General features: G+C 64.1%; 25 protein-coding genes. 16 read left to right on the forward strand and 9 right to left on the reverse strand.

The annotated features are described in order from the left end of the window. On the reverse strand, positions 1–1,713 hold the full coding sequence (locus tag ACPWMG_RS22405) for an FAD-dependent oxidoreductase (RefSeq protein ID WP_483301715.1): 1,713 nt from the start codon (positions 1,711–1,713) through the stop codon (positions 1–3). Continuing rightward, the gene (locus ACPWMG_RS22410) at positions 1,703–2,536 is read right to left on the reverse strand and encodes an IclR family transcriptional regulator (RefSeq protein WP_483301716.1); all 834 of its coding nucleotides are present in this window, start codon (positions 2,534–2,536) and stop codon (positions 1,703–1,705) included. The genes ACPWMG_RS22405 and ACPWMG_RS22410 overlap by 11 nt, the downstream gene beginning before the upstream one ends. A gap of 121 nt (positions 2,537–2,657) precedes the next feature. Between ACPWMG_RS22410 and ACPWMG_RS22415 the strand changes: the two genes are divergently transcribed. From ACPWMG_RS22415 to dapA, 12 genes are all read left to right on the forward strand, one after another. After that, positions 2,658–3,503 (forward strand): shikimate dehydrogenase family protein, encoded by an 846-nt coding sequence (locus tag ACPWMG_RS22415; protein WP_483301717.1) that lies wholly within the window; start codon positions 2,658–2,660, stop codon positions 3,501–3,503. A 7-nt stretch (positions 3,504–3,510) separates the two neighbouring features. Next, positions 3,511–5,262, forward strand: coding sequence for an FAD-dependent oxidoreductase (locus ACPWMG_RS22420; protein ID WP_483301718.1), 1,752 nt, complete (start codon positions 3,511–3,513; stop codon positions 5,260–5,262). 328 nt (positions 5,263–5,590) lie between these two features. After that, entirely contained in the window at positions 5,591–6,418 is an 828-nt protein-coding gene (locus ACPWMG_RS22425; protein WP_483301719.1) for an SDR family NAD(P)-dependent oxidoreductase, read from the forward strand. Positions 6,419–6,452: 34 nt separating this feature from the next. Beyond that, the gene (locus ACPWMG_RS22430; RefSeq protein WP_483301720.1) at positions 6,453–7,304 is read left to right on the forward strand and encodes a branched-chain amino acid ABC transporter permease; all 852 of its coding nucleotides are present in this window, start codon (positions 6,453–6,455) and stop codon (positions 7,302–7,304) included. A 46-nt stretch (positions 7,305–7,350) separates the two neighbouring features. Continuing rightward, entirely contained in the window at positions 7,351–8,427 is a 1,077-nt protein-coding gene (locus ACPWMG_RS22435) for a branched-chain amino acid ABC transporter permease (protein WP_483301721.1), read from the forward strand. Positions 8,428–8,437: 10 nt separating this feature from the next. Beyond that, entirely contained in the window at positions 8,438–9,157 is a 720-nt protein-coding gene (locus ACPWMG_RS22440; protein ID WP_483301722.1) for an ABC transporter ATP-binding protein, read from the forward strand. Positions 9,158–9,242: 85 nt separating this feature from the next. Then, positions 9,243–9,947 (forward strand): ABC transporter ATP-binding protein, encoded by a 705-nt coding sequence (locus ACPWMG_RS22445; RefSeq protein ID WP_483301723.1) that lies wholly within the window; start codon positions 9,243–9,245, stop codon positions 9,945–9,947. A gap of 72 nt (positions 9,948–10,019) precedes the next feature. Further along, entirely contained in the window at positions 10,020–11,213 is a 1,194-nt protein-coding gene (locus ACPWMG_RS22450) for an ABC transporter substrate-binding protein (RefSeq protein WP_483301724.1), read from the forward strand. A gap of 22 nt (positions 11,214–11,235) precedes the next feature. Beyond that, entirely contained in the window at positions 11,236–12,135 is a 900-nt protein-coding gene (locus tag ACPWMG_RS22455) for an NAD-dependent epimerase/dehydratase family protein (protein ID WP_483301725.1), read from the forward strand. Positions 12,136–12,163: 28 nt separating this feature from the next. Next, positions 12,164–13,219, forward strand: a complete 1,056-nt coding sequence (locus tag ACPWMG_RS22460) for a Gfo/Idh/MocA family protein (RefSeq protein ID WP_483301726.1) — start codon at positions 12,164–12,166, stop codon at positions 13,217–13,219. A gap of 28 nt (positions 13,220–13,247) precedes the next feature. Beyond that, positions 13,248–14,087 (forward strand): SDR family NAD(P)-dependent oxidoreductase, encoded by an 840-nt coding sequence (locus ACPWMG_RS22465; RefSeq protein ID WP_483301727.1) that lies wholly within the window; start codon positions 13,248–13,250, stop codon positions 14,085–14,087. Between the two features lie 297 nt (positions 14,088–14,384). Beyond that, on the forward strand, positions 14,385–15,254 hold the full coding sequence (dapA, locus tag ACPWMG_RS22470) for a 4-hydroxy-tetrahydrodipicolinate synthase (RefSeq protein ID WP_483301728.1): 870 nt from the start codon (positions 14,385–14,387) through the stop codon (positions 15,252–15,254). Between the two features lie 7 nt (positions 15,255–15,261). Here dapA and ACPWMG_RS22475 read toward each other — a convergent pair whose 3' ends face one another. After that, complete coding sequence (locus ACPWMG_RS22475; protein ID WP_483301729.1) at positions 15,262–15,900, reverse strand: helix-turn-helix domain-containing protein; 639 nt, start codon at positions 15,898–15,900, stop codon at positions 15,262–15,264. Positions 15,901–15,974: 74 nt separating this feature from the next. On the opposite strand from ACPWMG_RS22475, the gene argE reads away from it, so the two are divergent. From argE to ACPWMG_RS22495, 4 genes are all read left to right on the forward strand, one after another. Then, positions 15,975–17,168 (forward strand): acetylornithine deacetylase, encoded by a 1,194-nt coding sequence (gene argE, locus ACPWMG_RS22480; protein WP_483301730.1) that lies wholly within the window; start codon positions 15,975–15,977, stop codon positions 17,166–17,168. Between the two features lie 91 nt (positions 17,169–17,259). Beyond that, entirely contained in the window at positions 17,260–18,564 is a 1,305-nt protein-coding gene (locus ACPWMG_RS22485; RefSeq protein ID WP_483301731.1) for an MFS transporter, read from the forward strand. Positions 18,565–18,591: 27 nt separating this feature from the next. After that, entirely contained in the window at positions 18,592–19,599 is a 1,008-nt protein-coding gene (locus ACPWMG_RS22490; protein WP_483301732.1) for a threonine/serine dehydratase family protein, read from the forward strand. Then, positions 19,596–20,618: an ornithine cyclodeaminase family protein gene (locus ACPWMG_RS22495; RefSeq protein WP_483301733.1), complete on the forward strand. Its 1,023-nt coding sequence runs from the start codon at positions 19,596–19,598 to the stop codon at positions 20,616–20,618. Before ACPWMG_RS22490 ends, ACPWMG_RS22495 begins: the two co-directional genes overlap by 4 nt. 18 nt (positions 20,619–20,636) lie before the next feature. On the opposite strand, the gene ACPWMG_RS22500 is transcribed toward ACPWMG_RS22495, so the two are convergent. The 6 genes from ACPWMG_RS22500 to ACPWMG_RS22525 form a co-directional block, all read right to left on the reverse strand. After that, a complete protein-coding gene (locus ACPWMG_RS22500; protein ID WP_483301734.1) occupies positions 20,637–20,891 on the reverse strand; it encodes a MoaD/ThiS family protein in 255 nt (84 codons plus the stop codon). 79 nt (positions 20,892–20,970) lie between these two features. Beyond that, positions 20,971–22,260: a molybdopterin molybdotransferase MoeA gene (locus ACPWMG_RS22505; protein WP_483301735.1), complete on the reverse strand. Its 1,290-nt coding sequence runs from the start codon at positions 22,258–22,260 to the stop codon at positions 20,971–20,973. A gap of 57 nt (positions 22,261–22,317) precedes the next feature. After that, positions 22,318–22,854 carry a molybdopterin-guanine dinucleotide biosynthesis protein B gene (mobB, locus tag ACPWMG_RS22510; protein WP_483301736.1) on the reverse strand — a complete coding sequence of 179 codons (537 nt, stop codon included), beginning with the start codon at positions 22,852–22,854 and terminating at the stop codon, positions 22,318–22,320. A gap of 5 nt (positions 22,855–22,859) precedes the next feature. Then, on the reverse strand, positions 22,860–24,287 hold the full coding sequence (gene thrC, locus ACPWMG_RS22515) for a threonine synthase (RefSeq protein WP_483305310.1): 1,428 nt from the start codon (positions 24,285–24,287) through the stop codon (positions 22,860–22,862). Between the two features lie 147 nt (positions 24,288–24,434). Beyond that, complete coding sequence (locus ACPWMG_RS22520; protein WP_483301737.1) at positions 24,435–24,854, reverse strand: DUF3761 domain-containing protein; 420 nt, start codon at positions 24,852–24,854, stop codon at positions 24,435–24,437. Between the two features lie 101 nt (positions 24,855–24,955). Further along, the gene (locus ACPWMG_RS22525; protein ID WP_483301738.1) at positions 24,956–26,278 is read right to left on the reverse strand and encodes a homoserine dehydrogenase; all 1,323 of its coding nucleotides are present in this window, start codon (positions 26,276–26,278) and stop codon (positions 24,956–24,958) included. Positions 26,279–26,295 lie beyond the last annotated feature (17 nt).

Raw genomic sequence — 26,295 nt, forward strand, 5'->3', positions numbered from 1 at the left:
TCATCGGGTGTTCTCATAAGGCTTGTCGGCAGCAGCGTGCGCGGCGATAAAGCCAAACGTCATGGCGGGGCCCAGGGTGATGCCGCCGCTCGGGTAATGGCCGCCCATCATGCTGTTCATGTCGTTGCCCACCGCATACAAACCGGCGATGGGCGCGCCCTGCGCATCCAGCACCTGCGCCTGCATGTTGGTCTTCAAACCGGCAAACGTGCCCAGGCTGCCCGGCACCACACGCACCGCGTAGAACGGGCCGCGCTGCAGCGGCGCCATGCAGGCGTTGGGCCAACCCGCAGCAGCGTCGCCCTGCACCCGGTTGTAGGCGGTTTCGCCTTTGGCAAAGTCTTCGTCGCGGCCCGCGCGCGCTTGCGTGTTGTAGCGCTGCACGCTGGCTTGCAAACCGGCGGCATCAATGCCGCAGGCCTTGGCCAACGCGGCCAGGCTGTCGCCACGCTTGAGATAACCATTGCGCAGCATCGACCCCATCGGCATGGGCGCGGGCTTCACCGCCCCCAACCCATAGCGGCGAATAAACGTGTGGTCGCACACCAGCCAGGCTTGCACCGCCTCACCCGCAGGTGTGGTAGCCAACAGGCCGCGCACAAAGTCGTAATAGGAGTCGGCCTCGTTGACGAAGCGCCGGCCGTCGCGCGTGACCGCCATCAAGCCCGGCTTGGCACGCTCGATGAGGTGCGGAAAATGCGCCACGCTGCCATCGCGCCGGGGCACCAGCGACACCGGCGCCAGCGCTGCGGCCTCTTGCAGATCGCGCGCCACCACACCGCCTGCGGCTTCACCTAGACGCAAGCCGTCGCCGGTGTTGCCGCGCGATGCGGCCGACCAATGCTCCATGCCCGTGGGCGCATGCGGCAATTGTTCTTTGAGGCGCACCGGGTCAAACGGAAAACCGCCGCAGGCCAGCACCACACCACGCGCCGTGCGCACGGCTACATCGCCTTGCGGGCCGGCGACCACGGCGCCCACCACCCGCCCCTGTTCCACCAGCAAACGCCGCGCCGGGCTGTTGACACGCAACGTCACGCCGGCCTCCAACGCCGACGCCGCCAGGCCCGCCACCAGCGCATTGCCGTTGACCAAACGCATGCCCCGGCCATGCACCAGCAGGTCACGCGCATAACGCAGCACCAGCTTGCTGACGTGCCAAAACGAAGCGGGCTTGCGCGTGGCATTCAAGAAGTGCCGCAGTTCCGCGCCCGAGGCAATGCCCATGCCCCACAAGGTGGTCTCGCGCAGCGGTGGCTTCAGCAGCGCCAGTTGCTGGCCCAAACGCCGCGCATCAAACGGTGCGGCACAGACCGAGCGGCCACCTTGGCCCGCAGCGGGTGTGCGGCCATGAAAGTCGGGCACACCGTTGCCGTCGATGAACTGCAACGCGGTATGGTTCTTGAAGAACTCAACCATGCGCGGGCCCGCGTCCAGATAGGTGTTGGCCCGGGGCGCATCAAACTGCGCACCCAGTTCGTGCTGCAGGTAGGTCAACGGCGCAGATGCCTCTTCCTGGATGCCGGCGGCCATGGCCAGCGGGTTGCGCGGAATCCACATCCACCCGCCCGACCACGCGGTCGTGCCGCCAAACTGCGCTTCTTTTTCCACCACCAGCACCTTCAGGCCCAGATGCGCGGCCGTCACGGCTGCCGACAAACCACCGGCGCCGGAGCCGATCACCAACAGGTCGCACTGCATGTCATTCGGCATAGATCGGCTTGCTCGGGGTCTGCGCCGCCGCACGGGGGCGGGCATGCGCGTGGTTGAAGAATGGCGAGGCCCGGCTGGCACGCGCGCACTCGGCGGCCACGGCCAGCAGCTCGGGCGCCAGCGCCAACATGCGCTCGCGGTTGAAGCGCGCGGTGGGCCCGGCGACGGTGATGGCGCCCAAAGGCCGCTCGCCCGGCAGCATCACCGGCACGGCCATGGCGTTCAGGCCAGCGGTATAGGTTTCTTCGGTGAGGCTGAAGCCGCGCGCACGGGCAGCATGCACTTCGGCCAACACGTCTTGCAGGCTCGTCGCGGCGTTGGGTCCGTAAGCGTCGCGCGGGCCTACGCCTTGTTGCGCCACCAGCGCCAAGGCCTCTTCATCCGGCAGGGCCGACATCCAGGCCAGGCCGCTGGATGAACAACTCAGGCGCGCTTCGCTGCCCATGTCAGGGTCATAGCGCAAGCCCTGGCGCGCGCCCTGTGCGCGGGCCACCCAGGTGAGGTGCGTGCCGTCGACCACGGCCAGCCGCACCAGTTCACCAGAAACATCGGCCAGGCGGTCGAGCAGCGGCTGCGCCACGTCGGTGATGCCGGTGTTGCCCAGAAAGCTCAGGCCCAGCGACACCAGTTTGGTGGTCAGCACGTAGTCGCCATGTTCGCGGGTTTGCCGCACGTAGCCAAACTGCTGCAGGTCGCTCAACAAGCGGTGCACCGCGCTGCGCGGGATGTTCAGTTGGTCGGCCAGCGCCGCCATTTCCATACCCATGCCGTTGCGCGACAACAGCTCCAGGATGCCCAGGGTTCGCTCTAGTACGCCGTTCATGGTTCGGTCTCCCCTATAGGCTTCATCGAATTCTATTCTTAAATAAAACTTTGTTCTACAGTTGAATAGTATTCCAGTTTTATATAAACTGCCACCAACCGAGACAAAACAGGGCTGCTGCATGACCAACGCTTTGAATCCAACGCTGACTTCTTCTCTCCCAAAGGAACGCCTCAAAGAGCCTCTCAGTGGCGCCACCCGTGTGCACTTCATCGTGGGAGACCCCATCGCCCAAGTGAAATCGCCCAGCGACGTCAGCCACGCGTACCACGACCGGGGCCACAACGCTTATGTGATGCCAGCACATGTGGCACCGGCCGATCTGGCGGCCTGGTTGGCTGGGGTGTCGCTGGCGCGCAATGTGGATGGCGTCATCGTCACCGTGCCGCACAAGTTCGCTTGTTTTGAACTGTGCGCTACCACCTCCGAGCGCGGCAGCTTTCTGCGCACCGTCAACACCATGCGCCGCAATGCCGATGGCACCTGGCATGGCGACATGTTTGACGGCCTGGGTTTTGTGGCCGCCATGCGCGACAACGGCTGCTCACCCGACCACAAGAAAGTGCTGCTGGTAGGCGCAGGCGGCGCGGGCTCGGCCATCGCCCACGCCTTGGTGCTGGCCGGTGTTCGCGAGTTGGCCATTTTTGATGCCGACGACCAACGCCGCACCACCTTGGTAGAACGCCTGGCCGGCCTGGGCCAGTGCCCCGTCACCCACGGCAGCGCCGACCCCACGGGGTTTGATGTGGTGCTCAACGCCACCCCCGTCGGCATGAAAGAAACCGATCTGTATCCGCTGGACGTGACGCGCCTCACCGCCGAGATGTTCGTCGGCTGCGTGATCACGGCCCCGGCCATCACCCCCCTGATTGCCGCCGCACGGGCCAAGGGCTGCCACACCATGACCGGTGCGCACATGTTTGGCCGCGTGCGCGACCTGATGGTCGACTTTCTGATGGGGGAATAACGTGGCCATGCAAATACTTTCATCCCTGGCCGCGCTACCCGAGGCGGCCGCTTTTGATGTGGTGGTGATTGGCGCGGGCGGCGCCGGCATGGCCGCTGCGTTGTTTGCCGCCATCGACGGCAAAAAAGTGCTGCTGGTGGAGCGCACCGAAACCGTGGGCGGCACCACGGCTTATTCGGCGGGCACCACCTGGATTCCCGGCACGCGCCACGCCGCCAAGGTCAACCCGCAAGACACCCTGGCAGAGGCCGCGCGTTACCTGGACAACGCGGTGGGCGAACACAGCCCGCGCGCCGTACGCCAGGCTTTTTTAGACAACGGCAAAACAGCGGTCGACGTGATGGAAGACCACACCGACGTCCACTACCGCCCCTACGCCAAACACCCCGACTACATCTCCGACCTGGGCGGCTCCACCCTCAACGGGCGCGCCCTGGAACCCCTGCCGTTTGACGGCCGCTTATTGGGCGACTTGTTCAAACTGATCCGCTCGCCTATCCCCGAATTCACCGTGCTCGGCGGCATGATGGTGGACCGCACAGATATCAACCACCTGTTGGCGCTGGGCAAGTCCATGGCGTCTTTCAAACACGCGGTAAAGCTGATCACGCGCCACGGCATCGACCGGCTGAGCCACCCACGCGGCACACGCTTGGTGATGGGCAATGCCCTGGTCGGGCGGCTGTTGTATTCGTTGTCCAAACGCAGCAACGTCTCGCTGTTGCTGAACACGTCGGTCGGCAAACTGGTGCGCAGCCCCAACAACACACAAGGCATTGAATCGGTGCTGCTGATGCAAGAGGGCCAGCGCCGCACCGTCACCGTGCGCGGCGGCGTGGTCCTGGCTAGCGGCGGTTTCAACCGCAACAGCCATCTGCGCGCGCAGATGATTCCGGGTGTGCCAGCCGAGTGGTCGCCCACCGCCCCCGTGGCCACCGGCGAAGCCCACGTATTGGCCCAACAGGTAGGCGCGCACTACGGCACACAAGGCGCCACACATGCGTTCTGGGCGCCGGTGTCGATCCGCAAACGCGCCGATGGCAGCAGCGCATCGTTCCCGCACTTTGTGATGGACCGCGCCAAACCCGGCATGCTCACCGTGAATCAAGCCGGCGAGCGCTTCGTCAATGAAAGCACTTCGTACCACCTGTTTGGCTTGGCCATGCAGCAAGCGCACAAGACCACGCCTTCGGTGCCTGCCTACATGGTGGCCGATGCCGAGGCCCTGCGCACCTACGGCATGGGTATGGTGCGCCCAGGCGGCAAAGGACTCGAACCTTTCCTCGCCGATGGCTACCTCACCCAGGCCAACACCATTGAAGAACTGGCGCAAAAACTCGGCATCAACGCCGAGGGTTTGCAGGCCAGCGTGGCCAAGATCAACGCCTATGCCGCGACCGGGGTGGACGCAGATTTTCAGCGCGGCGTGACCGCCTACCAGCAGAACATTGGCGACGCCACACTCGGCGGCAAGAACCCCAACTTGCGTGCACTGACACAAGGCCCGTTCTATGCCGTGCGTTTGTATCCCGGCGACATTGGCGCCGCCACCGGCTTTGCCACCGATGCCGATGCCCGCGTGCTGGGCGAAGACGAGCAACCCATCCCCGGCCTGTACGCCGTGGGCAACGACATGCAGTCGATGATGGGCGGCGTGTACACCGCGCCCGGCATCACCATCGGCCCTGGTTTGGTGTTCGGCTACCTGGCCGCCAAACACGCGGGAGGCCGCGCCAACGCGCACCAGCCAACCGCTTAGCACCGCCCCCAACCGTCCCTTTTCAAACACCGCGCCCCGCATTTTTTGCGGGGTGTGGATGGCTGCAGCCGAAAGGATTTTTTGTCATGTTCGAAAGCTTGTTGCGCCGCAGAGCACCACGGGAAAACACCCACCAGCACGTGCACGAAATGTCCTGTTCCTGGCCCGAATCGTCGAGGGCCAGGACGGCCTCAACAACCAAAATTTGCAGCCATCAAGGCGCTCGGTTCAACACAACGAACACAACACGAACCACGGCGCCACAGCACCTCACACACCAAAGGCGACCACAGCCGGTGTGAGGTTTCAAACCAACGAGGAGACAAACTTGCAACCCAACCCTGCACCTCCAGACGCCACATCAACGGCCGCGGCGACCGCCATCATCACCGGTGCCGCAGACGGCATTGGCTGGGCCACCGCGCAGCGCCTTGCGGCCGATGGCTACCGCGTGGCACTGCTCGACCTGCGCGCCGAAGCGGCCCACACACGCGCCGCTGAACTCGGCTCGCAGCACCTGGGCATCGCCTGCGATGTGACCGACGCCACCAGCGTGGACAACGCCGTGACCCGCGCCGCACAGCAGTTGGGCCGTATCGAAGTGCTGATCAACAACGCCGGCATCGGCGACCAGACCGGCGCCACCGTGGCACAAAACGTCGACGCATTCGACCGCGTGTTGTCAGTGCATTTGCGCGGCACATTTTTAATGAGCCAGGCCGTGGCGCAGCACATGCTGCAGCAGCCCGCGCAAGCCAAAGGTGTACGCGGCGCCATCGTCAACCTCGGCTCGATCGCCAGCCTCACCGGGCTGCCCGCGCGCAATGCTTATTGCGCGGCCAAGGCCGGCGTGGTGGGCATGACACGCGCCATGGCCAGCGAGTGGGCACGCGCGGGCATTCGCGTCAACGCGGTGGCACCGGGCTACGTGCGCACGGCCTTGCTGGTCGCACTGGAAGAAAAAGGCGCCGTTGACGCGCCCGCGATTCGCCACCGCACACCGCTGGGCCGCATGGCCGAACCGGCAGAGATCGCCGAAGTGATTGCCTTCCTGGCGTCACCCCGCGCCAGCTACGTCACCGGCGCCGTGCTGCCGGTGGACGGTGGCTGGTCGGCCTTCGGTGCCACCGAATCGCTGTTGCCAGCGCTCGCCTGAGCCGCAACCCATTTCAAAAACGGAGGAGACAACGATGCTTGCCATCAATTTGTTCAACGGCCTGGTCTACGGCGCACTGCTGGTGGTGATGTGCTCGGGCCTGGCGCTGATTTACGGCCTGCGCCGCGTGGTGAACTTTGCCCACGGTTCGCTCTACATGCTGGGCGCCTACCTGGGTTATTCCATCGCCAACTACAGCAACTTCTGGGTCGCCCTGGTGGCCGCACCGGCAGTGATGGCGGTGTTCGGCGTGCTGCTCGACCGCTATGGCTTTCGCCTGCTGCAAGACCGCGACCCGCTGAGCGTGGTGCTGGTCACCTTTGGCCTGCTGCTGATCATCGAAGACGGAGTGCAGACCGTGTGGGGCAAAAGCAACCTGTCGGTTGCCGCACCGGCCTTGCTCAACACTTCGATTGACCTGTTCGGCACCCCCGTGCCGGCCTACCGCCTGGGCGTGATCGCCGTCGGTGCCATGGTCGCGCTGGGCCTGAGCCTGTGGCTGCGCTTCTCGAAGATCGGCTTGTTTGTGCGCGCCGCCAGTACCGACCCCACCACCACCGCCATGCAGGGCGTGAACACCGACGCCTTGAGCGCCGGCGTGGTGGGCCTGGGCTGCGCGCTCGCCGGGTTGGCAGGCGTGGTGGCGGCACCGTTCCTGTCGCTGTCGCCGTCCATGAGTGCCGACGTGATCATCGATTCGTTCGTGGTGGTGGTGGTCGGCGGCCTGGGTTCACTGGTGGGTGCCTTCATCGCCGCCATGGCGCTGGGCATGGTGCAGGCCTTGGGCGCGGTGTACATCGCCGACCTCGCGGCCGTGTTGCCGTTCGTGATCATGGTCGCCATCCTGATCTGGAAACCCTCCGGCCTGGCCGGCAGCCGCACCTGATGCCAGGGCCTGCGCATCCTTCTATCGGACTTGATTCGGGAAAAAAATGTCATCGATCCAACGCATCAGTTTCAACACCGTGGGCGCCCTGGTGGTGGGCGCCGTGGTGGCGGCCACCGTCACCTCCAACACCGCGCTGTCGCTGCTCACACAGGCCATCATCTACGCCGTCTTCGCCATTGGTGTGGGCGTTCTGCTGCGGCAAAACGGCATGGCCAGCTTTGGCCATGCGCTCTACTTTGGCGGCGCGGGCTACGCCGTCGGGCTCATGCTGCAAACCCAGTCGGTGTCTGCAGAAGTAGCCATCGTGCTCACGCTGGCGGCCATTGCCGTGGCGGCCTTTCTGGTGGGCCTGGTGATCGTGCGTGTGCCGGGCGTGGCCTTCGGTATGTTGACGCTGGCCATCGGGCAGATGTTCTTTCTGACCGCCTCACGCTCTCGCGGCGTGACCGGCGGCGCCGACGGCATGAACATCGATTGGCCGAGCACCCTCTTCGGCGTGCACATCTCGGAGATGCTCAAACCCGCCAACATGTTCATGCTGTGCTGGGTGGCGCTGGTGTTGGTGATGCTGGTTTTGGCGCTGTTGCTGCGCAGCCGCTTCGGCAGCATCACCGAGGCCGTGCGTGACAACGAAGAACGCGCGCGCTTCATCGGCATCCGCACGCTGGTGCCACGCGCCGCGGTGTACGCCTTGTCGGCCACGGTCACCGGCGTGGCGGGTTTGCTGTCGGCGCTGAACACCAGTTTTGTGTCGCCCGAAAACCTGCACTGGAGCCTCTCTGGCGTGGCGCTGATGATGGTGGTGGTGGGCGGCTACAAGGCCATGTGGGGCCCGGCCCTCGGCGCCGTGGTTTACTTTCTGGCGAAAGACATTCTGGGCGACTACGCCAACCACTGGATGGCCATCTTTGGTGTGGCGCTGATCACCGTGATCGTGTTCTCGCCCACCGGCATTGCCGGTGCACTGAAAAAATGCTTCAAGGCGAAGAAGCCTGCAGCCCAGGCCGCTGCCACACACACCGCCCCACCCTCGGCGCCGTTCAGCGCCAGCCCCGTGACCGCAGCCCATTCACCAGACGCGAGCCCAGGCAACGCACCTGCGGCCTCGGCTGCGCATTGAAGGAGACCCCATGAGTGACTATGTTTTGGAAGCCCACGACGTTGCCATCCACTACGGTGGTGTGAAGGCCGTGGACGGTGTTTCGCTCACGCTGACGCGCGGGCAGATTCGCGGGCTGATCGGCCCCAACGGGGCGGGCAAGTCCACCGTCATCGACGCGATCACCGGGCGCGTCAGCCTCACACGCGGCAGCGTCAAGCTCGGTGGCCAGGACGTCAGTGCGCTGGGGGCCACACAACGCCGCATGCGCGGTTTGTCGCGCAGCTTTCAGCGCACCAGCATCTTCGGCCAGATGGGGGTGCGCCAGCAGGTGGAATTGGCCTCGCACAAGATGGGCGTGGCCGATTCCACCGCCGATGCCGAAGCCGTGTTGAAAGAGCTGGACCTTATTCCGCTGGCCGACGCCACCGCAGAAGACCTGGGCTACGGCGAGCAACGCCGCCTGGACCTGGCGCTGGCCCTGGTGGGCCGCCCGAGTGTGCTGCTGCTCGACGAGCCAATGGCCGGTTTGTCGGTCAAAGAGTCACACGACCTGGCCAAGCATCTGAAAGCCTTGACCTCGCGCTGGGACGTCTCGGTGCTGCTGGTCGAGCACGACATGGACGTGGTGTTTGGCATCTCCGACGCCGTCACCGTATTTGAACTCGGCCGCGTGATCGCCAGTGGCGCGCCGGCCAGCGTGCGCGCCGATCCGCGTGTGCGCGAAGCCTACCTGGGGAGCACGGCATGAGCGTAGCGCAGAACCGCATCAAACGAGCGAACGCCCCCTCGGGGAGCAGAGAGTGCACGGCAGTGCCGAACGTGGGGGTGAACAAATGAGCGCGCTTTTAAAGCTGGAAGATGTGAACGCTTTTTATGGCTCGGCGCACATCCTGCACAACCTGAGCTTGACGGTAAACCCCGGCGAGCGCGTGGCCCTCATCGGCCGCAACGGCGTGGGCAAGACCACGGTGGTCAACACCATCTTGGGCTTGGCGAGCTTGCGCGCCGGGCGCATCCAGCTTGGCAGCAAAACGCTGCCACGCCCACGGCCGTATCTGGCCGCCCAAAACGGCGTGGTGGTGGTGCCGCAAGGTCGGCGCATCGTGGCCAACCTGACGGTGGAAGAGAACCTGCAACTCGGCGCCGCCGTGGGCCGCAAAGGCCCGTGGACCGTGCCCGAGATCTACAAGCTGTTCCCGATTCTGCAAGAGCGCGCCCACACGCCGGGCACGGCACTCTCAGGCGGGCAACAGCAGATGCTGGCCGTGGGCCGCGCGCTGATGGCCAACCCCGCCTTGATCCTGCTGGACGAGCCCACTGAAGGCCTGGCACCGGTGATCGTCGACCAGCTCAGCGACATCTTCAACCAAGTGGCGGCGCAGGGTACGGCGCTGCTGCTGATCGAACAAAACATGAGCCTGGTGGTGCGTGTGGCCGAGCGCTACTGCGCCATGGCCAAGGGCTCGGTGGTGGCGCAGGGCGCGGTGCAAAACACCAAGGCCAGCCTGCACGACTTAGAGGCCCACGTGACGGTTTAGCGCCATGTTGCACACATGTGATTAAGACGGTGGCCGGACCGATTCCGGCTCTTTGATTCAGGAGACAAAACCATGTTCAAAATGAAACCCCTGCAGCGTTCCCTCGCCGCCCTGGCACTTACCAGCCTGCTGCCACTGGCCGCCATGGCCCAAGGCAAAGAGCCGGTGAAGGTCGGCCTGGTGTCGTCCAAGTCGGGCGTGTTTGCCCAACAGGGCGAAGAGGTGATTCGTGCCGTGCAGTTCGCCATCGACGAAGCCAACGCCAACGGTGGAGTTGACGGCCGCAAGGTGGAAGTGACCACCGGCGACGACGAAGGCACACCCGACGCCGGCCGCCGCGTGGCCGAGAAGATGGCGCGTGACGGCTACAACCTGTTGATCGGCGCCATCCCTTCGTCGATCTCTCTGGCCATTGCGCAAAACCTGGACCGCTGGGATGCGGCCTATTTTGTGGTGGCCAGCAAGTCCGACAAACTCACCGGCGACACCTGCAAGGCGCGCAGCTTCCGCACCAACCATTCGGACGCGATGGACATCGCCATGATCAACGAGCTGGCCAAGGGTTTGAAGGAAAAGTCTTTCGCGGTGCTGGCGGCCGACTACGTGTGGGGCCGCGACTCGGGTGAGTCGTTCAAGAAGGCCGCCGAAGCCGCTGGCAAAACCGTGCCCCTGGCGCTGTACGCGCCGCTAGGCACCAAAGACTACTCGCCTTACATTGCACAACTGAAAGCCGCTAACGTCGAAGCCATCTGGGTGGCCGAGACCGGGCGCGATGCCATCGCCTTTGTGAAGCAGGCGCAGGAGTTTGGTTTGATCCCGGCGAAGAAACTCATCGGCCACGCGCTGATCCAGAACTTCATGGTCACCGCTACCGACAAGGCACTCGAAGGCACCTTCGGCAACACCGCCTACACCCCCGAGATCGACGCGCCGCGCAACAAGGCTTTTGTGGCCGCCTGGAAAGCCAAGTTCAACCGCCTGCCCACCGACAACGAAGGCCAGGCCTACAACGGCGCGCAGGTGATGTTTGACGGCGTGAAAAAGGCCGGCAGCGTGAAGCCCGCCGATGTGAGCAAGGCCCTGCGTGGCGCGCAGCTCGACACTATCTACGGCAGCGTGAACATGCGCGCCGCCGACAACCAACTGATGCTGCCCAACTACATGGGCCGCGCCAAGGTGGTGGACGGTGTGCTGCGCCCAGTGATCGAGCAGCGCTTCGACCCGGCCATCATTCCGGCCGCTTCGCCACTTTGCAAGATGTCTTGACGCACACCACCAAGGAAAACCCATGCGGCAGTTGAAGAAGGTTTTGGTCACCGGTGGCAGCGGCTTTCTGGGCGCGTGGATCGTGCGCCGGCTGCTGACCCAGGGCATCGGTGTGCGCGTGTTCGACCTGCACAACCGGCGCGACACCGTGGCGTCCATCGCCGGCGCGGTGGCGCACACACTCGACTGGCGTGTGGGCGACATCAGCCGCGCGGCCGATGTGCAGCAGGCCATGCACGGCTGCGACGGTGTGATCCACCTCGCGGGTGTGTTGACGCCGCTGTGCAGCGCCGAGCCGGTGCGCGGGGCCGAGATCAACCTCATCGGCTCGCTGCATGTGTTTGACGCGGCACTGGCGCAGGGCATTGCGCAAATCGTCTACGCCAGTTCGGCCGGTGTGTACGGCCCGGACGACGCCGCCCACCCCGCGCCCGCCACCCACTACGGCGCGTTCAAGCTGGCGGTGGAAGGTGCAGCGCAGGCCTACTGGCGCGAGAAGCGCATCGCCAGCGTGGGCTTTCGACCATTTGTGGTGTACGGCCCCGGGCGCGAAAGCGGAGCCAGTGCCGGGCCCAGCCTGGCCTGCCGCGCAGCTGCACGTGGCGAGGCCTTCACCATCGCCATGACCGGCACCTGTGGCCTGGTCTACGTGGACGACGTGGCGCAGGCCTTTGTGCAAGCGCTGCTGACGCCGGTGCAAGGCGCGCCGGTCTACAACATGGTGGGCGTTGAGGCCAGCATGGACCAGGTGATGGACGAGATCCGCCGCCAGGCGCCTGCGGCCCAATTGCGTGCCGAAGGCAAGCCGTTGACGATTGCCGAAGGCATCACCGAAGACGGGCTGGACGCCCTGCTGCCGGGCCGGCAAAAAACCAGCTTGACCCAAGGCATTGCCGCGACGCTACGGCACTACGGCCAATAAAGATTCAGCAAAAACACAAGGAACGCAGATGGAAAAGCTACGCTTGGCGGTGATTGGCGCCGGCGCCATTGGCCGCACACACATTGCGCTGGCACGCGACCACGCGCTGTTTGAACTGGCCGCCATCGTCGACAACTCGGCGCCAGCCCAAGCCTTGGCCGCCGAGATCGGCAGGCCCTACTTCACCGAGGTGGCGGCCATGCTCGCCAGCGCGCAACCCCAAGCGGTGATAGTGGCCACACCCAATGCCACCCACGCCGACATCGGCACCCTGTGCCTGCAGCACGGCGCCCACGTGCTGGTGGAGAAGCCCATCACCGACACCCTGGAAGACGCACGCCGCCTGTGCGCTGCGGCCAGTGCGGCCGGCCGTGTGCTGCTGGTGGGGCACCAGCGCCGCTACAACGGCATCTTGCGCCAGGCGCGTGAGATCGTGCGTTCGGGCCGCCTGGGCCAACTGGTCTCGGCCACCGGCATGGCCACCTTCCTGAAGCCCGACCCTTACTTTGAAATGGCCTGGCGCCGGCACAAAGGCGGCGGCCCGATTCTCATCAACCTGATCCACGACGTCGACCTGCTGCGCTTCTTGATGGGCGAGATCGCCAGCGTGCAGGCCAGCAGCGCCAACGCGGTGCGCGGCTTTGAAGTGGAAGACACGGCCGCCGTAATCTTGCGCTTCAAGAGCGGCGCCTTGGCCACGATGACGGTGTCCGACACGGCCACCGCACCCTGGAACTGGGACCTCGCCGCCGGGGAGTCCGCGCACTACCCGCGGCAAGACGTCAACACCCATTTCATCTCGGGCACACACGGCTCGCTGACGCTGCCACGCCTGGAAGTGTGGGACTACCGTGGCACACGCGGCTGGCACCAGCCGCTGGCGCAAGAGCGCACCGCGCCGCACGACACCAACCCCTACGCCGAACAACTGCGGCACTTCCACGCCGCGATCCACGGCCAGGAAGAACCGGTGTGCAGTGGCGTGGATGCCATGCGCAGCCTGCAAGCCATTCTGGCGATCCACACGGCCGCCACCAGCGGCCACACCGTGCAGATCACCAATGACACCGATAACACCGATTAAAGCTTGAACTCACTTGGAAAGAAGGCCCATGCCCGTCTCTGAAACTTCTCCCCGCGCCGTGCACGCACTCGTCACCGGCGCTGCTGGCGGCATTGGCCGCGGCATTTGTTTGGCGCTGATCGCGCAGGCACAAAGAGATGGCGTGCCGGTGCACATCTCGGCTGCCGCATCACAGCCCGGCGAGAAACTCGACCAACTGCTGGCCGACTTGCGCGCCACCGGCGCCAGCGCTACAGGTGTCACCGGCGACATCACCGAACCCGCCCAATGCGCGGTCCTGGTGGCCGGGGCACACGCCGCCGCTGGCGACCTGACTGCGCTGGTGTGCAACGCGGGCGCCTCGGGGCCCGGCCACCTGGCCAACCTGCCGGTGGCGCAGTGGGACCACACCTTCAACCTCAACACCCGCTCGGCCTGGTTGATGGCGCAGGCCGCCTATCCGCAATTGCAGCGCACACGCGGCAGCATCACGGCGGTGGCGTCGATGTCGGGCCTGACCCCGCACCCAGGCTACGGCGCCTACTCGGCGGCCAAAGCGGCACTCATCATGTTGTGCCGCCAGTTGGCGCAGGAATGGGGCGCGGATGGCATTCGCGTCAACACGGTCTGCCCCGGCATGGTCCACACGCCGTTGACCGACGCGGTCTACCACGACCCCAACGTCAAAGCCAAACGAGAGAGCCTGGTACCGCTGGCCCGCATCGGCCAGCCGGGCGACATCGGCTCGGCGGTGGCGTTTCTCGCCAGCGCCGGCGCAGCCTACGTGACGGGGCAGAACCTGGTGGTCGACGGCGGCATCTCCGATCACATGCTGACGATGATTCCGGGCCGCCCTGGCCGCACCGCCATCGGGCAGTACGTGAGCTGATCTCTTCATCCCCTGATCGCGTTCTGGTTTTATACTGCGCGCATGCCCGCCTACGCCACGTCCATCCACCGTGCTGCATCCCTTGTTGCAGCAGCGGACGTTGGCCACGTCGGTCATGTTGGTAAAGCCAAAAAACCCAAGCTCATCTGACCGGAGCTGCGGTTCCGTCCGGATGAGCGACGGAACCCGCACCAGCGCCAGAAGCCAAATCTCCCCCTTCGTTTTCAGGCGCCTCAGCAGTCCCTTCGCTTGACCCGGCCGGTCTTATACGGTCGTGTTTTGCAAGGACGCAAGCGCATGTCTTCTCTCGGTACTTCTGTTGATTTTTCGGGACTCTGGATTCCCCTCGTCACCCCTTTCCGCCAGGGCGCGGTAGACCACGCGGCCCTGGCCGCGCTCGTCAAACGCCTGCATGCCGATGGTGTGGCGGGCCTGGTGGTGTGTGGCTCGACCGGCGAAGCCGCCGCGTTGGAAGGTGCCGAGCAAGATGCGGTGCTGGCCACCGTGCTGCAGGCGGCCGAGGGCTTGCCGGTGGTGATGGGCGTATCGGGCTACCACCTGGGCCATACGCTGGAGCGCGTGGCCGAGCTAAATGCGCAGCCGCTGGCCGGCCTGCTGGTCGCCGCGCCGCACTACATCCGTCCATCCCAAGCAGGTGTGCAGCAATGGTTTGAAGCGATTGCGAGCGCCAGCCGTCACGCCATCATCGTCTACGACATTCCGTACCGCACCGGAGCCACGCTGGAGTTGGCCACATTGCGTGCCCTGGCCACCCACCCGAACATCCAAGCGCTGAAGGACTGCGGCGGCAACACGGCCAAGACGCAGGCCTTGATTGGCGAAGGCCAGTTGCAGGTGCTGGCGGGTGAAGACATTCAAATCTTCACCACGGTGGCCTTGGGTGGCGTGGGCGCGATTGCGGCCAGCGCGCACGTGCACACGCGGCGTTTCGTTGAGCTGTTGCGGCATCTGCAGCAGCAGGATCTGCGCGCTGCACGCAGCGTGTGGAACAGCCTGCGCACGTTGGTGGAGCTGGCTTTTGCCGAACCCAACCCCGGCCCGGTAAAAGCGCTGCTGGCCCTGCAAGACGAGATGACGGCCGAGCTGCGCGCGCCCATGACGCCCGCCTCTGCGGCCTTGGTGGCGCAGTTGCAGAAGCTTCTTTAACGCGACGTTAAGGTAGTTCCTGCAACCCGCCTTCTTTGGCGTCATTGCAGCAAACAACGAGGATCTGCGCGCCCTCGTCGCCACCGTTCACGTACAGGTGGCCGAGGCCGCTGTCGAAGTAGATGCTGTCGTGTTTTTCGAGCCGCGCCACGCGGCCATCGGCGAAGTGCATCTCCAGCACACCGTCGAGCACGAAGATGAATTCTTCACCCGGGTGTTTGCTGAACTCGCCGGGCCGCAGCACCGAGCGCGCTTCGACGCGGCCAAGCATTGGCGTCATCTTCTTCGCCGCCACCTTGGTGGCCAGCATGCCGTAGAGGTAACGCTCGGATTTGTACTCCACCACCTCTTCGCTGCGCGTCACGACAGCACTGCCAGCCTCAAAGCCGCTGGGGGCATCCGCAGCATCACCAAACAGCATCGACAAATCAAGCTTCAGCGCTGCCGCCAACGCGGCAAATTTTTCGTAGCTCAGCGCCAGCAGGCCACGCTCGGCTTTGGAGATCGACGCCACCGACACCTGCGACAGCTCGGCCAATTCGGCCAGTGTGAGGTTCAGCGCCTGGCGCGCGGTGCGCAAGCGCAGGCCCAGTTCCGATTTGTCGAGAACAGTTTTGCCTGGCGAAACATTGGGCGGGGGAGTCATGACGAGGCTCGGAATAGGAGACACAACTTGCATCAGATATTTCTTATATGAAAATTTTCGTATATGATAATTTTATGAAAACGCCGAACACCGCCGACCTCTTTCCGGTTTCTCTCGCATGGATCGAAAAGCTCATCCGCTTTGACACCACCAGCTTTCAGTCTAATCTGGGCCTGATCGAAGCGGTGCGTGACTACCTGGCGGAAGCCGGCATCCCGGCCACCCTGACCTTCGAGCCCACCGGCAAAAAAGCCAACCTGTTTGCCACCTTACCCGCAGCCGATGGCAGCACGCAAGGTGGCATTGTGCTTTCTGGCCACACCGACGTGGTGCCGGTCAAAGGCCAGAACTGGGACAGCCCGCCCTTCGAGCCGACGATTCGCGACGGCAAACTCTATGGGCGCGGCGCCTGCGACATGAAGGGCTTCATCGGCGTGGCGCTGGCCTTGCTGCCTGAGATGCAAGCCGCCCGCTTGCGTGAACCGATCCACTTTGCGCTGTCGTGCGACGAAGAACTCGGCTGCATTGGCGCCCCGTACATGCTGGCCGACCTGAAGGCGCGCGGCATCACGGCCAACGGCTGCATCGTGGGTGAGCCCACCGACATGCGCCCCATCGTGGCCCACAAAGGCATCAATGCTTACCGTTGCCGCGTGCACGGCCACGCAGCGCATTCTTCGCTCACGCCACAGGGTTTGAATGCCATCGAATACGCCGCGCGCTTGATTTGCTTCATCCGCGACCAAGCCGATCAGTTCCGCGCCGAGGGCCCGTTCGACAAAGACTTCGACGTGCCCTTCACCACACTGCAGACCGGCACCATCCAGGGCGGCATTGCGCTCAACACTGTGCCGGCGCAGTGCGAGTTCAGCTTTGAATACCGCAACCTGCCGGGCGTGGACAACGCACCCATCCTGGCGCGCATCCAGGACTTTGCTGCCAACACCTTGCTGCCACGCATGCGCGCCGAGCACCCCGACGCGCGCATCGAGTTCGACACCCTGGCGCTGGCCCCCACGCTCGATGCTTCTGAGCAAGCCGCCATCACCCAACTGGTGCGCGCGCTCACACAAGACCGCGCTACACGCAAGGTGGCCTACGGCACCGAGGCTGGGCTGTTCCAGGCCATGGGCATTCCGTCCATCGTCTGTGGGCCGGGCAACATCGAGCAGGCGCACAAGGCCAATGAATACGTGACGCTAGACCAAATCGCGCAGTGCGAAGCCTTCATGCGCAAGCTGATCCAGAGCCTTTCAGTTTCCCCCTAGCCCTACAAAGTTGTTCCCCTACCCCGCCGGTTCTTAGCGCCGGTGAGCCCTTGGTTTTTCGTAATCTCCAACGCTTCAAGGAATTCGTCAGATGGCTCAGAACCCCCCAGCTTTCTCCGGTGCTTCCCACGCCTCGGGCTCCCCCACTGACGTCCATGCCCCACCCTGGCGGGCGGTGATTTCGGCCTCCATCGGCAACGCGTTGGAATGGTTCGACCTGGTGGTCTACGGCTTCTTTGCCGCCACCATTTCCAAGCTGTTTTTCCCCACGGGGGATGACACGGTTTCGCTGTTGCTGACGCTGGGCACGTTTGGCGTGTCGTTCTTCATGCGGCCGCTGGGCGCCATCGTCATCGGCGCGTATGCCGACCGCGCGGGCCGCAAAGCCGCCCTCACGCTGTCCATCGTGCTGATGTTCGTCGGCACGTTGATGATCAGCGTGGTGCCCACCTACGCCAGCATTGGCTTGCTGGCCCCCGCCGTGCTGGTGCTGGCGCGCATGATCCAGGGCTTCTCGGCCGGTGGTGAGTTTGGCAGCGCCACGGCCTTTCTGGCCGAACACGCGCCCAACCGCCGGGGCTTTTTCTCGAGCTGGCAAGTCGCCAGCCAAGGCTTGACCACGGTGTTGGCGGCCGGCTTTGGCGCGGTGCTCACCGGCACCTTGAGCGCTGACCAGATGAACAGCTGGGGCTGGCGCATCCCCTTCATCTTCGGCCTGCTGATCGGTCCCGTGGCCTACTACATTCGCCGCCACGTGGACGAGAGCCCGGAGTTCCAGCGCATTGAAGCCACCAGCACGCCGCTGCGCGATGCGTTCAGCCAGCAAAAGCTGCGCCTGCTGCTGGCCGTGGGCATTGTGATCCTGGGCACGGTGTCGACCTACCTGGTGTTGTTCATGCCGATCTATGGCGTGAAGCAACTTGGCCTGCCCGCATCGGTGGTGTTTTCGGCCACCACCATGGTGGGTGTGATCCAGATGTTCCTGGCGCCCGCCATCGGCCATTTGTCTGACCGCGTGGGCCGTGTGCGCCTGATGACCACCGCCGCCGTGTTGATGCTGCTGGCCATCTACCCGATGTTTGCCTTTCTGGCGGCCTCGCCTAGTTTTGGCACGCTGTTGGTCGTGCAGATCATCTTCGGCACCTTGATGACCAGCTACTTTGCACCCGTGCCCGCGTTGTTGTCGGAGCTGTTCCCCACGCACACCCGCACCACCAGCTTGTCTTTGAGCTACAACACGGCGGTGACGATTTTTGGTGGCTTCGCACCCTTCATCCTGACGTGGCTGATCAGCGTGACCAACGACAAGCTGTCGCCCAGCTACTACCTGATGTTTGCCGCTGCCATCAGCATTGCCGCCTTGGTGGGCACACGCCGTCACCTGGGCTTCAAATAACCTCAACACATGTTTCTCCGAGAATTTATGTCGCAACCAGACCTCGTCATCGACACCCAAACCCAGCCCACGCTGGACGCCATCCGTGCGCAGCACAGCAAGCTTGCGCCCTATGTGTTCACCACGCCTACGCAAGACCGCGATGCGCTGGCCGACCTGAGCGGCACGGCCATCAACTTCAAGTTTGAGTTGCAACAAGCCAGCGGCACCTTCAAGGCACGTGGCGCGTTCTCCAACCTGCTGGCCCTGAGCCTCAAGCAGCATGCCGCCGGTGTGACCTGTGTGAGCGCGGGCAACCACGCGGTGGCCGTGGCCTATGCGGCCATGAAGCTGGGCATCAGCGCCAAGGTGGTGATGATCAAGACCGCCAGCCCTTTCCGCGTGGCACTGTGCCGCCAATACGGTGCCGAGGTGGTGATGGCCGACAACGGCGCCGTGGCCTTTGAGCAGGTGCGCCACATCGAGCAGACCGAAGGCCGCTTCTTTGTGCACCCGTTCAACGGCTACCACACGGTGCTGGGCACGGCCACGCTGGGCTTTGAGTGGGCGACCCAAGCCCGAGCGCTCGATGCGGTGATCGTGCCGATTGGCGGCGGCGGCCTGGCGGCCGGTGTCTCCACCGCCTTCAAGCTGGTGCAGCCCGAGTGCAAGGTCTACGGCGTGGAGCCAGTCGGCGCGGACAGCATGGCGCAGAGCTTCAAGACCGGCGGCCCGATCAAGATGGGCGCCATGCAAGGCATTGCCGACAGCCTGATGGCGCCGCACACCGAGGCCTACAGCCTGAACCTGTGCCGCCAGAACATCGACGAACTCACCACCGTGAGCGACGACCAGATTCGCCAAGCCATGGTGGTGTTGTTTGAAGAACTGAAGCTCGCCCCCGAGCCCGCTTGCGCCGTGGCCACGGCCGCGCTGCTGGGACCACTGCGCACCAAGCTGCAAGGCAAACGTGTGGGCGTGCTGCTGTGTGGCACCAACACCGACTTGGGCACACTCACCAAACACCTGGATGCGGCAAAGGCTGCGGCGGCATGAGTGAGACGAAAGACATGACGCCAGCCACCATTCCCCCGGTGCTGTTCCTCAGCGCGCTGCAAATCGCCAGTCTGCTGAGCGTGGCCGAATGTATGGACGTGATGGCCGACGCCATGGCCGACCTGGCGCGTGGCAGCGTGCACCAGCCGCTGCGCCAAATCGTGCGCCCGCCAGACGCGATGGGTTTGCTGGGTTTGATGCCCGCCTATATCGGCGGCGCAGATCCTGTCTACGGCGCCAAAACCGGTGGCTTCTTCCCCGGCAACAGTGCCATGGGGCTAGACCCCCACCAGGGTTGCGTTCTGCTGTTCAGCGGCAGCACCGGCGCGTTGTTGGGCGTGATGGCGGCGTCGGAGATCACCGGCATCCGCACCGCCGCCATGACCGGTCTGGCCACGCGCCTGCTGGCACGGCCCGAGGCACAAACGCTGGCGATGGTGGGCAGCGGCCATCAAGCCGCGTGGCAGCTCGCAGCCGTGGCGGCAGCACGGCCGCTCACCAAGGTGAAAGTGGCCGCACGCAGCCTGGTCAGCGCACAAGCCTTTGTGGCGGCACAGCAGCCGCACTACAACTTCACGCTGGAAGCCGTGGCCTCGGTTGAAGAAGCCGTGGCCCACGTGGACATCGTGGTCACGGTGACCAGCGCCCGCGAGCCGATTGTGAAAGCCGAATGGATTGTGCCTGGCACCCACCTGAACGTGGTGGGCTCCAGCACCCCATCACACGCCGAAATCGAACCCGCACTGATGGGCCGAGCATCGTTGTTTGTCGACCGGCGCGAGTCCACGCTGAACGAAGCGGGCGACTATCTCAACGCGCAAAAGGCCGGCTTGGTGACACCGGAAAGTCTGCTAGCCGAGATCGGTGAACTGGTGATTGGCCAGCACCCCGGCCGCACCAGCCCGGGTGAAGTCACGCTGTTCAAATCGCTGGGCATGGCCTTGGAAGATGTGGCCACGGCGCGGGTGTTGTACCAACGCGCTCGGGAACGCCAGGTGGGGACTTGGCTGGCGCAATAAAGCGCTGCTGATGTCGATTTATCCGCCGGTGACGGGTGGGAAAAACGCCACCTCGTCACCGTCTGCCAACGCGGCGGCTTCGTCACTCATCACCTGGTTGCGCGCCAAGCGCACTGCCTTGCCACGCGCCAGGCTGCTGGCATAGGCGCCGCCGCGAGCGATCAACTCGTCTCGCAACTCACCCAAAGTGATCACGCTGGTCTCGATCGACTCACTCCCCATACCAATCGCTTCACGCACGGAGGCAAAGTACTTCACTGAGAGTTTCTTCATCGCCGGGCCGCCCCAAGATGAAGAGCGGCCCCCTCGGGGGGCAGCGACCACACAAGGTGGGGAGCGTGGGGGTTATTTCTCATGCCAACAACTCCGCAAACGGAATGAAGTGCACCGTGTCACCACGCGCGATGGTTTGGCCAGGTGGGTTGTCGATCACACCGTCACCCCACACGCTGGAGGTGAGCACACCCGAGCTTTGGTTTTTGAACAGTTCCAGCCCCCCTTGCGCGTTGCGGCGCACGCGCAAAAACTCGCGGCGACGGTCGCCACGCGGCCAATCGAAATCGGCGCGCAGCGCGTAGCCCACAGGCACGACCTCACTGGCGCCTTGCAGCTTCAGCAGAAACGGCCGTACCAGCAGCAGGAAGGTCACAAAGCTCGACACCGGGTTGCCAGGTAAACCAATAAAGTGGCAGGCCGCGTGGGGCGTGCCGGGGGCGACGATGGGGTAAGCGATCTGGCCATAGGCAAACGGCTTGCCGGGCTTGATGGCGATTTGCCAAAGGTTTAGCGTGCCGAGTTCTTGCACGGCGGGTTTGATATGGTCTTCCTCGCCCACCGATACACCGCCGCTGGTGAGGATGAGGTCGTGCGACACGGCGGCGTCGCGCAGCGCCTGGATGGTGGCGGCGCGGTGGTCGGGCACGATGCCCAGGTCGGTCACCTCGCAGCCCAGGCGCGTCAACAACGCGCGCAAGAAGAAACGGTTGGAGTTGTAGATAGCGCCGGGCGGCATGTCGGCCGGGGCCACGGCGCCGGGCATCACCAATTCGTCACCGGTAGAGAACAAGGCCACACGCGGTTTGCGCGCCACCTGCAAATGCGCCATGCCCACGCTGGCGGCCAAGCCGAGTGCAGCGGGGCCCAGGCGTTGGCCGGCGGTCAACACTTCTGCCCCCAAGGTCACATCTTCGCCGCTACGGCGCACCCACTGCCCGGCTTTGGGTACACTGTTGATACGCACCGAAGCTTCCGCCCCGGCCAGCGCTTCACACTCTTCTTGCATCACCACCGCATCAGCGCCCGGCGGCAGAGCTGCACCGGTGAAGATACGCGCGGCTGTGCCGGGCTGCAGCGCCGTGCCCACGCTGCCTGCGGCGATGCGTTGTGACACTGGCAGCACCGTGCCTGCGGCCGGCACATCAGCGGCACGCATGGCGTAGCCGTCCATGGCGCTGTTGTCTTGCGGTGGCACTTGCAGCGGCGACACCACCGACTGCGCGAGGATGCGGCCATCGGCATCGAAGGTGGAAACCGCTTCGGGCTGCGCCAAGGGCACGGCGAAGGCGAGCAACTCGGCCAGCGCTTCGTCAAGCGATTTCAGGGGCTGCGGTGTGCGGGGCTGGGTGGATGTGGGCGTGTTCATGTCGTCTCAAGTTTGGGACACAGGCAGCCCTTGGACTTAGAACAGAGTCAAGCCAATTTAAGCTGCCGTCTCGGGCTTACTGTAGTCGAAGCGCGCGGCATGCTGCATCAGCCAGGCGGCAATTTGCTCGGCATCGTTGATGTCCAGCAAAGGCAAGGCCGTGGGCTCGGACAGGCTCGCAGCATCGTCGGTGATGATGGCCAACACCAGCGGATCGTGTGGGTAGATGGCGGGCTTACCGGCACTCTGGCGCCAGATTTCCAGCTTGGGCAGGTCGCTGTTTTTGAAACCTTCGACCAGCGCCCAATCAATGCCGTCATCCAGCAACGCCAGCAGGCTGTGTACGTTCGGCGGCGTGGGCTCTTCCAGCTCGCGCATCAACGCCAGGCGATGGTCGGAGGCCACCAGCACTTCGAACGCGCCAGCCTTGCGGTGGCGGTACGAGTCTTTGCCGGGGTGGTCAATGTCGAACTGGTGGTGCGCATGTTTGACCACGGACACGCGTTGGCCACAGGCTTTGAGCGCCGGGATCAAGCGCTCCAGCAAGGTGGTTTTACCCGCGCCGGAGTAACCTGCAAAGCAAACCACCTTCATAAAATTTACGCGCAGGCTTTCTCGATGAAAGCTTTGACCACCGCTACGTCGGCCGGCAAGTCGACCACGCGGCGTGGCAGGTCTTCAATGCCGGCAAACTTGGCTGGCCGCTCGGGCGCGCGGCCCAGGGCTTCTTGCACGGTGGCGGCAAACTTGATGGGCAAGGCGGTCTCGAGCACGATCATCGGCACGCCGGTTTGGCGGAACTGTTGTGCCACCTTCACGCCGTCGGCCGTGTGGGTGTCGATGACCACGCTATGGCGTGCATCGGTGTCGCGGATGGTGGCTAGGCGGTCGGCGTGTGTGCTCTTGCCGCTGATGAAGCCGTAGCGTGCAGCGGCCTCTTTGAATAGCGGGTCGGCGCTCAGGTCGAACTGGCCGGTGCTGGCCAACTGCGGGCCAAACAGCTCGCGTGTGCGGGTGCCGTCGCGGCCCAGCAGGTCGAACACAAAACGCTCGAAGTTCGAGGCCTTGGAAATGTCCATCGACGGGCTGGAGGTTTCGTGTGTATCGGCACTGCCGCGCACGCGGTAGATGCCGGTACGGAAGAATTCGTCGAGCACGTCGTTCTCGTTGGTGGCCACCACCAACTGCGCGATCGGCAAGCCCATCATGCGCGCCACGTGGCCCGCACACACGTTGCCGAAGTTGCCGCTTGGCACGGCGAAGCTGACCTTTTGCGACTCATCCGTGGTGGCCTGGATGTAGCCCGCGAAGTAGTAAACCACTTGCGCCAACAGACGCGCCCAGTTGATGGAATTGACGGTGCCGATCTTGTACTTGCGCTTGAACGCGAGGTCGTTCGACACGGCTTTGACGATGTCCTGGCAGTCGTCGAACACGCCAACAATAGCGATGTTGTAGATGTTCTCGTCTTGCAGGCTGAACATCTGCGCCTGTTGGAACGGGCTCATGCGGCCTTGCGGGCTGGTCATGAACACACGCACACCCTTTTTGCCGCGCATGGCGTATTCGGCGGCGCTGCCGGTGTCGCCACTGGTGGCGCCCAGAATGTTCAGCTCTTCACCACGGCGGCCGAGTTCATATTCGAAGAGGTTGCCCAGCAACTGCATGGCCATGTCTTTGAAAGCCAGCGTGGGGCCGTTCGACAAACCTTCGAGCCACAAGCCGTCTTCAAGGTGGCGCAGAGGCACGATCTCGCCGGTGCCAAACACTTCGGCGGTGTAGGTCTTCTGGCACAGCGCGCGCAAATCGTTGGCTGGAATGTCGTCGATGTAGAGCGAGAGGATTTCAAACGCGAGGTCGGCATAGCCTTGCTCGTGATAAACCTTGCGCCAGCGGCCCAGCGTGGCCGCATCCACCTGCGGATACGCCACGGGCAGGTACAACCCGCCATCGGGCGCCAAGCCCTCAAGCAGGATTTCGCAGAACTTGCGTGGCGTGTTGTCGCCGCGGGTGGAGATGTAGTGCATAGGGGTGGTGGTCTCGTAGTCAAAGTGCGCTAACGCCAGATGGTTGGGCACCAGAGAATTCAGCAAATTTTAACCATCTGAAAACCCCGCGCTGCAGACGCAAAAAAACCCAGCCAAGCTGGGTTTTCGAGAGCGGGAAGACCCAGCTTATTTGGCCGCGCAAGCCTTGCCGCCAGCCGCGTGGTCACCCTTGGCTTTGGCATCGGCTTCAGGCATGTACGAGCCTTCCTTGGTCTTGCCGTAGTACTTGTCGCCTTCGCAGTGGTAGGTCTTGGATTTGTCGTTCACCCAGACCAGGCCGTTGCCACCACCAGCCGCCGCTACAGCGGGCATGGCAGAAGACGATTTCTTCGATGCTTTGGCCGCTTTCTCGGGCTTGGAGGCTGGCGTTGCTGCGGGCGTGGCGGCAGTGGCAGGAGCTATCGCGGCGGGGGTTGCAGCAGGAGCAGCTACGGCAGCAGCAGGAGCGGCTGGTGCCCCAGAGGTTGCTGCGGGCGTGGCTGCAAAGCTAGCACCCACAAAACAGAAACCAAGAGCCAGAGCGAGGGTGCGGAGATTCGACTTCATGAGGGATCCTTTGAGAGAGCTATCGGTTGGGGGACAGCGCCTTTTGGTTTGCGCTTGTGTCCCTCAACGGGCTAGGCTCTCTGCCGGACGACCCTCTTTACTCAGGCTAACTCTTCTTTACGCAAACGCGTAATAGGTGCCAAAACGGTTGCCAATGCTTGCATTTGCGCCAGCGCATCGTTCATGTTGCCTTCGCGCGTTTCGTGCGTGAGGATGATCAGGTCGGTCTGGGTCGAACCTTCGCCGCCCACTTCATCGGCTTCGCGTTGCAGCACAGCGTCGATGCTGATGTCGGCCGCTGCCAGAATGCCGGTGACCTTGGCCAGCACACCAGCTTGGTCGGCCACGCGCAAGCGTAGGTAGTAGCTGGTCACCACTTCGCTCATCGGCAGCACGGGCACATCGGACAGCGCATCGGGCTGGAATGCGAGGTACGGCACGCGGTGCTCAGCGTCGGCCGTGGCCAAACGGGCAATGTCCACCAGGTCGGCAATCACGGCGCTGGCCGTGGGCTCGCTGCCTGCGCCCTTGCCGTAATACAGCGAGGTGCCCACAGCGTCGGCCTGCACTTGCACGGCGTTCATGGCGCCCTCGACATTGGCGATCAGCCGCTTGGCCGGCACCAGGCTCGGGTGCACCCGCAGCTCAATGCCATTGGCAGTGCTGCGTGTGATGCCCAGCAGCTTGATGCGATAGCCCAGCTTTTCAGCGTAACGAATGTCCACGGCTTCAAGCTTGGTGATGCCTTCGACATAAGCCTTGTCAAACTGCACCGGCGTACCGAAGGCGATGGCGCTCATCAACGTGGCCTTGTGTGCGGCGTCCACACCTTCAATGTCAAACGTAGGGTCGGCTTCAGCGTAGCCCAGGCGTTGCGCCTCTTTCAGCACCACGTCGAAGTCCAGGCCCTTGTCACGCATTTCGGACAGGATGAAGTTGGTCGTGCCGTTGATGATGCCGGCAATCGACTGGATGCGGTTACCGCTCAAGCCCTCGCGCAACGCCTTGATGATCGGGATGCCACCGGCCACGGCGGCCTCGAACGCCACCATCACGCCCTTGGCATGCGCGGCGGCAAAGATCTCGGTGCCGTGCACGGCCAGCAGCGCCTTGTTGGCCGTGACCACGTGTTTGCCGGCGGCAATCGCCTCCAGCACCAAGTCGCGCGCCAAGGTGTAGCCGCCGATGAGTTCCACCACGATGTCGATGTTCGGATTGGCAATGATGGCGCGGGCATCAGCCACCACTTCGGCGTGTTCGCCCACAATCTCGCGCGCCTTGGCCACGTCGCGGCGCGACACCATCGTCACCTCAATACCGCAGCCTGCGCGACGCCGAATTTCTTCTTGGTTGCGCTGCAAAACGTTGAACACACCGCTACCTACGGTGCCGATGCCGAGGATGCCGACTTGGATGGATTTCATAAGGACTCTTGAATAAA

Origin of the sequence: Hydrophilobacter chitinilyticus (assembly GCF_049860745.1) — a bacterium.
GTDB lineage: Bacteria > Pseudomonadota > Gammaproteobacteria > Burkholderiales > Burkholderiaceae_C > Rhodoferax_B.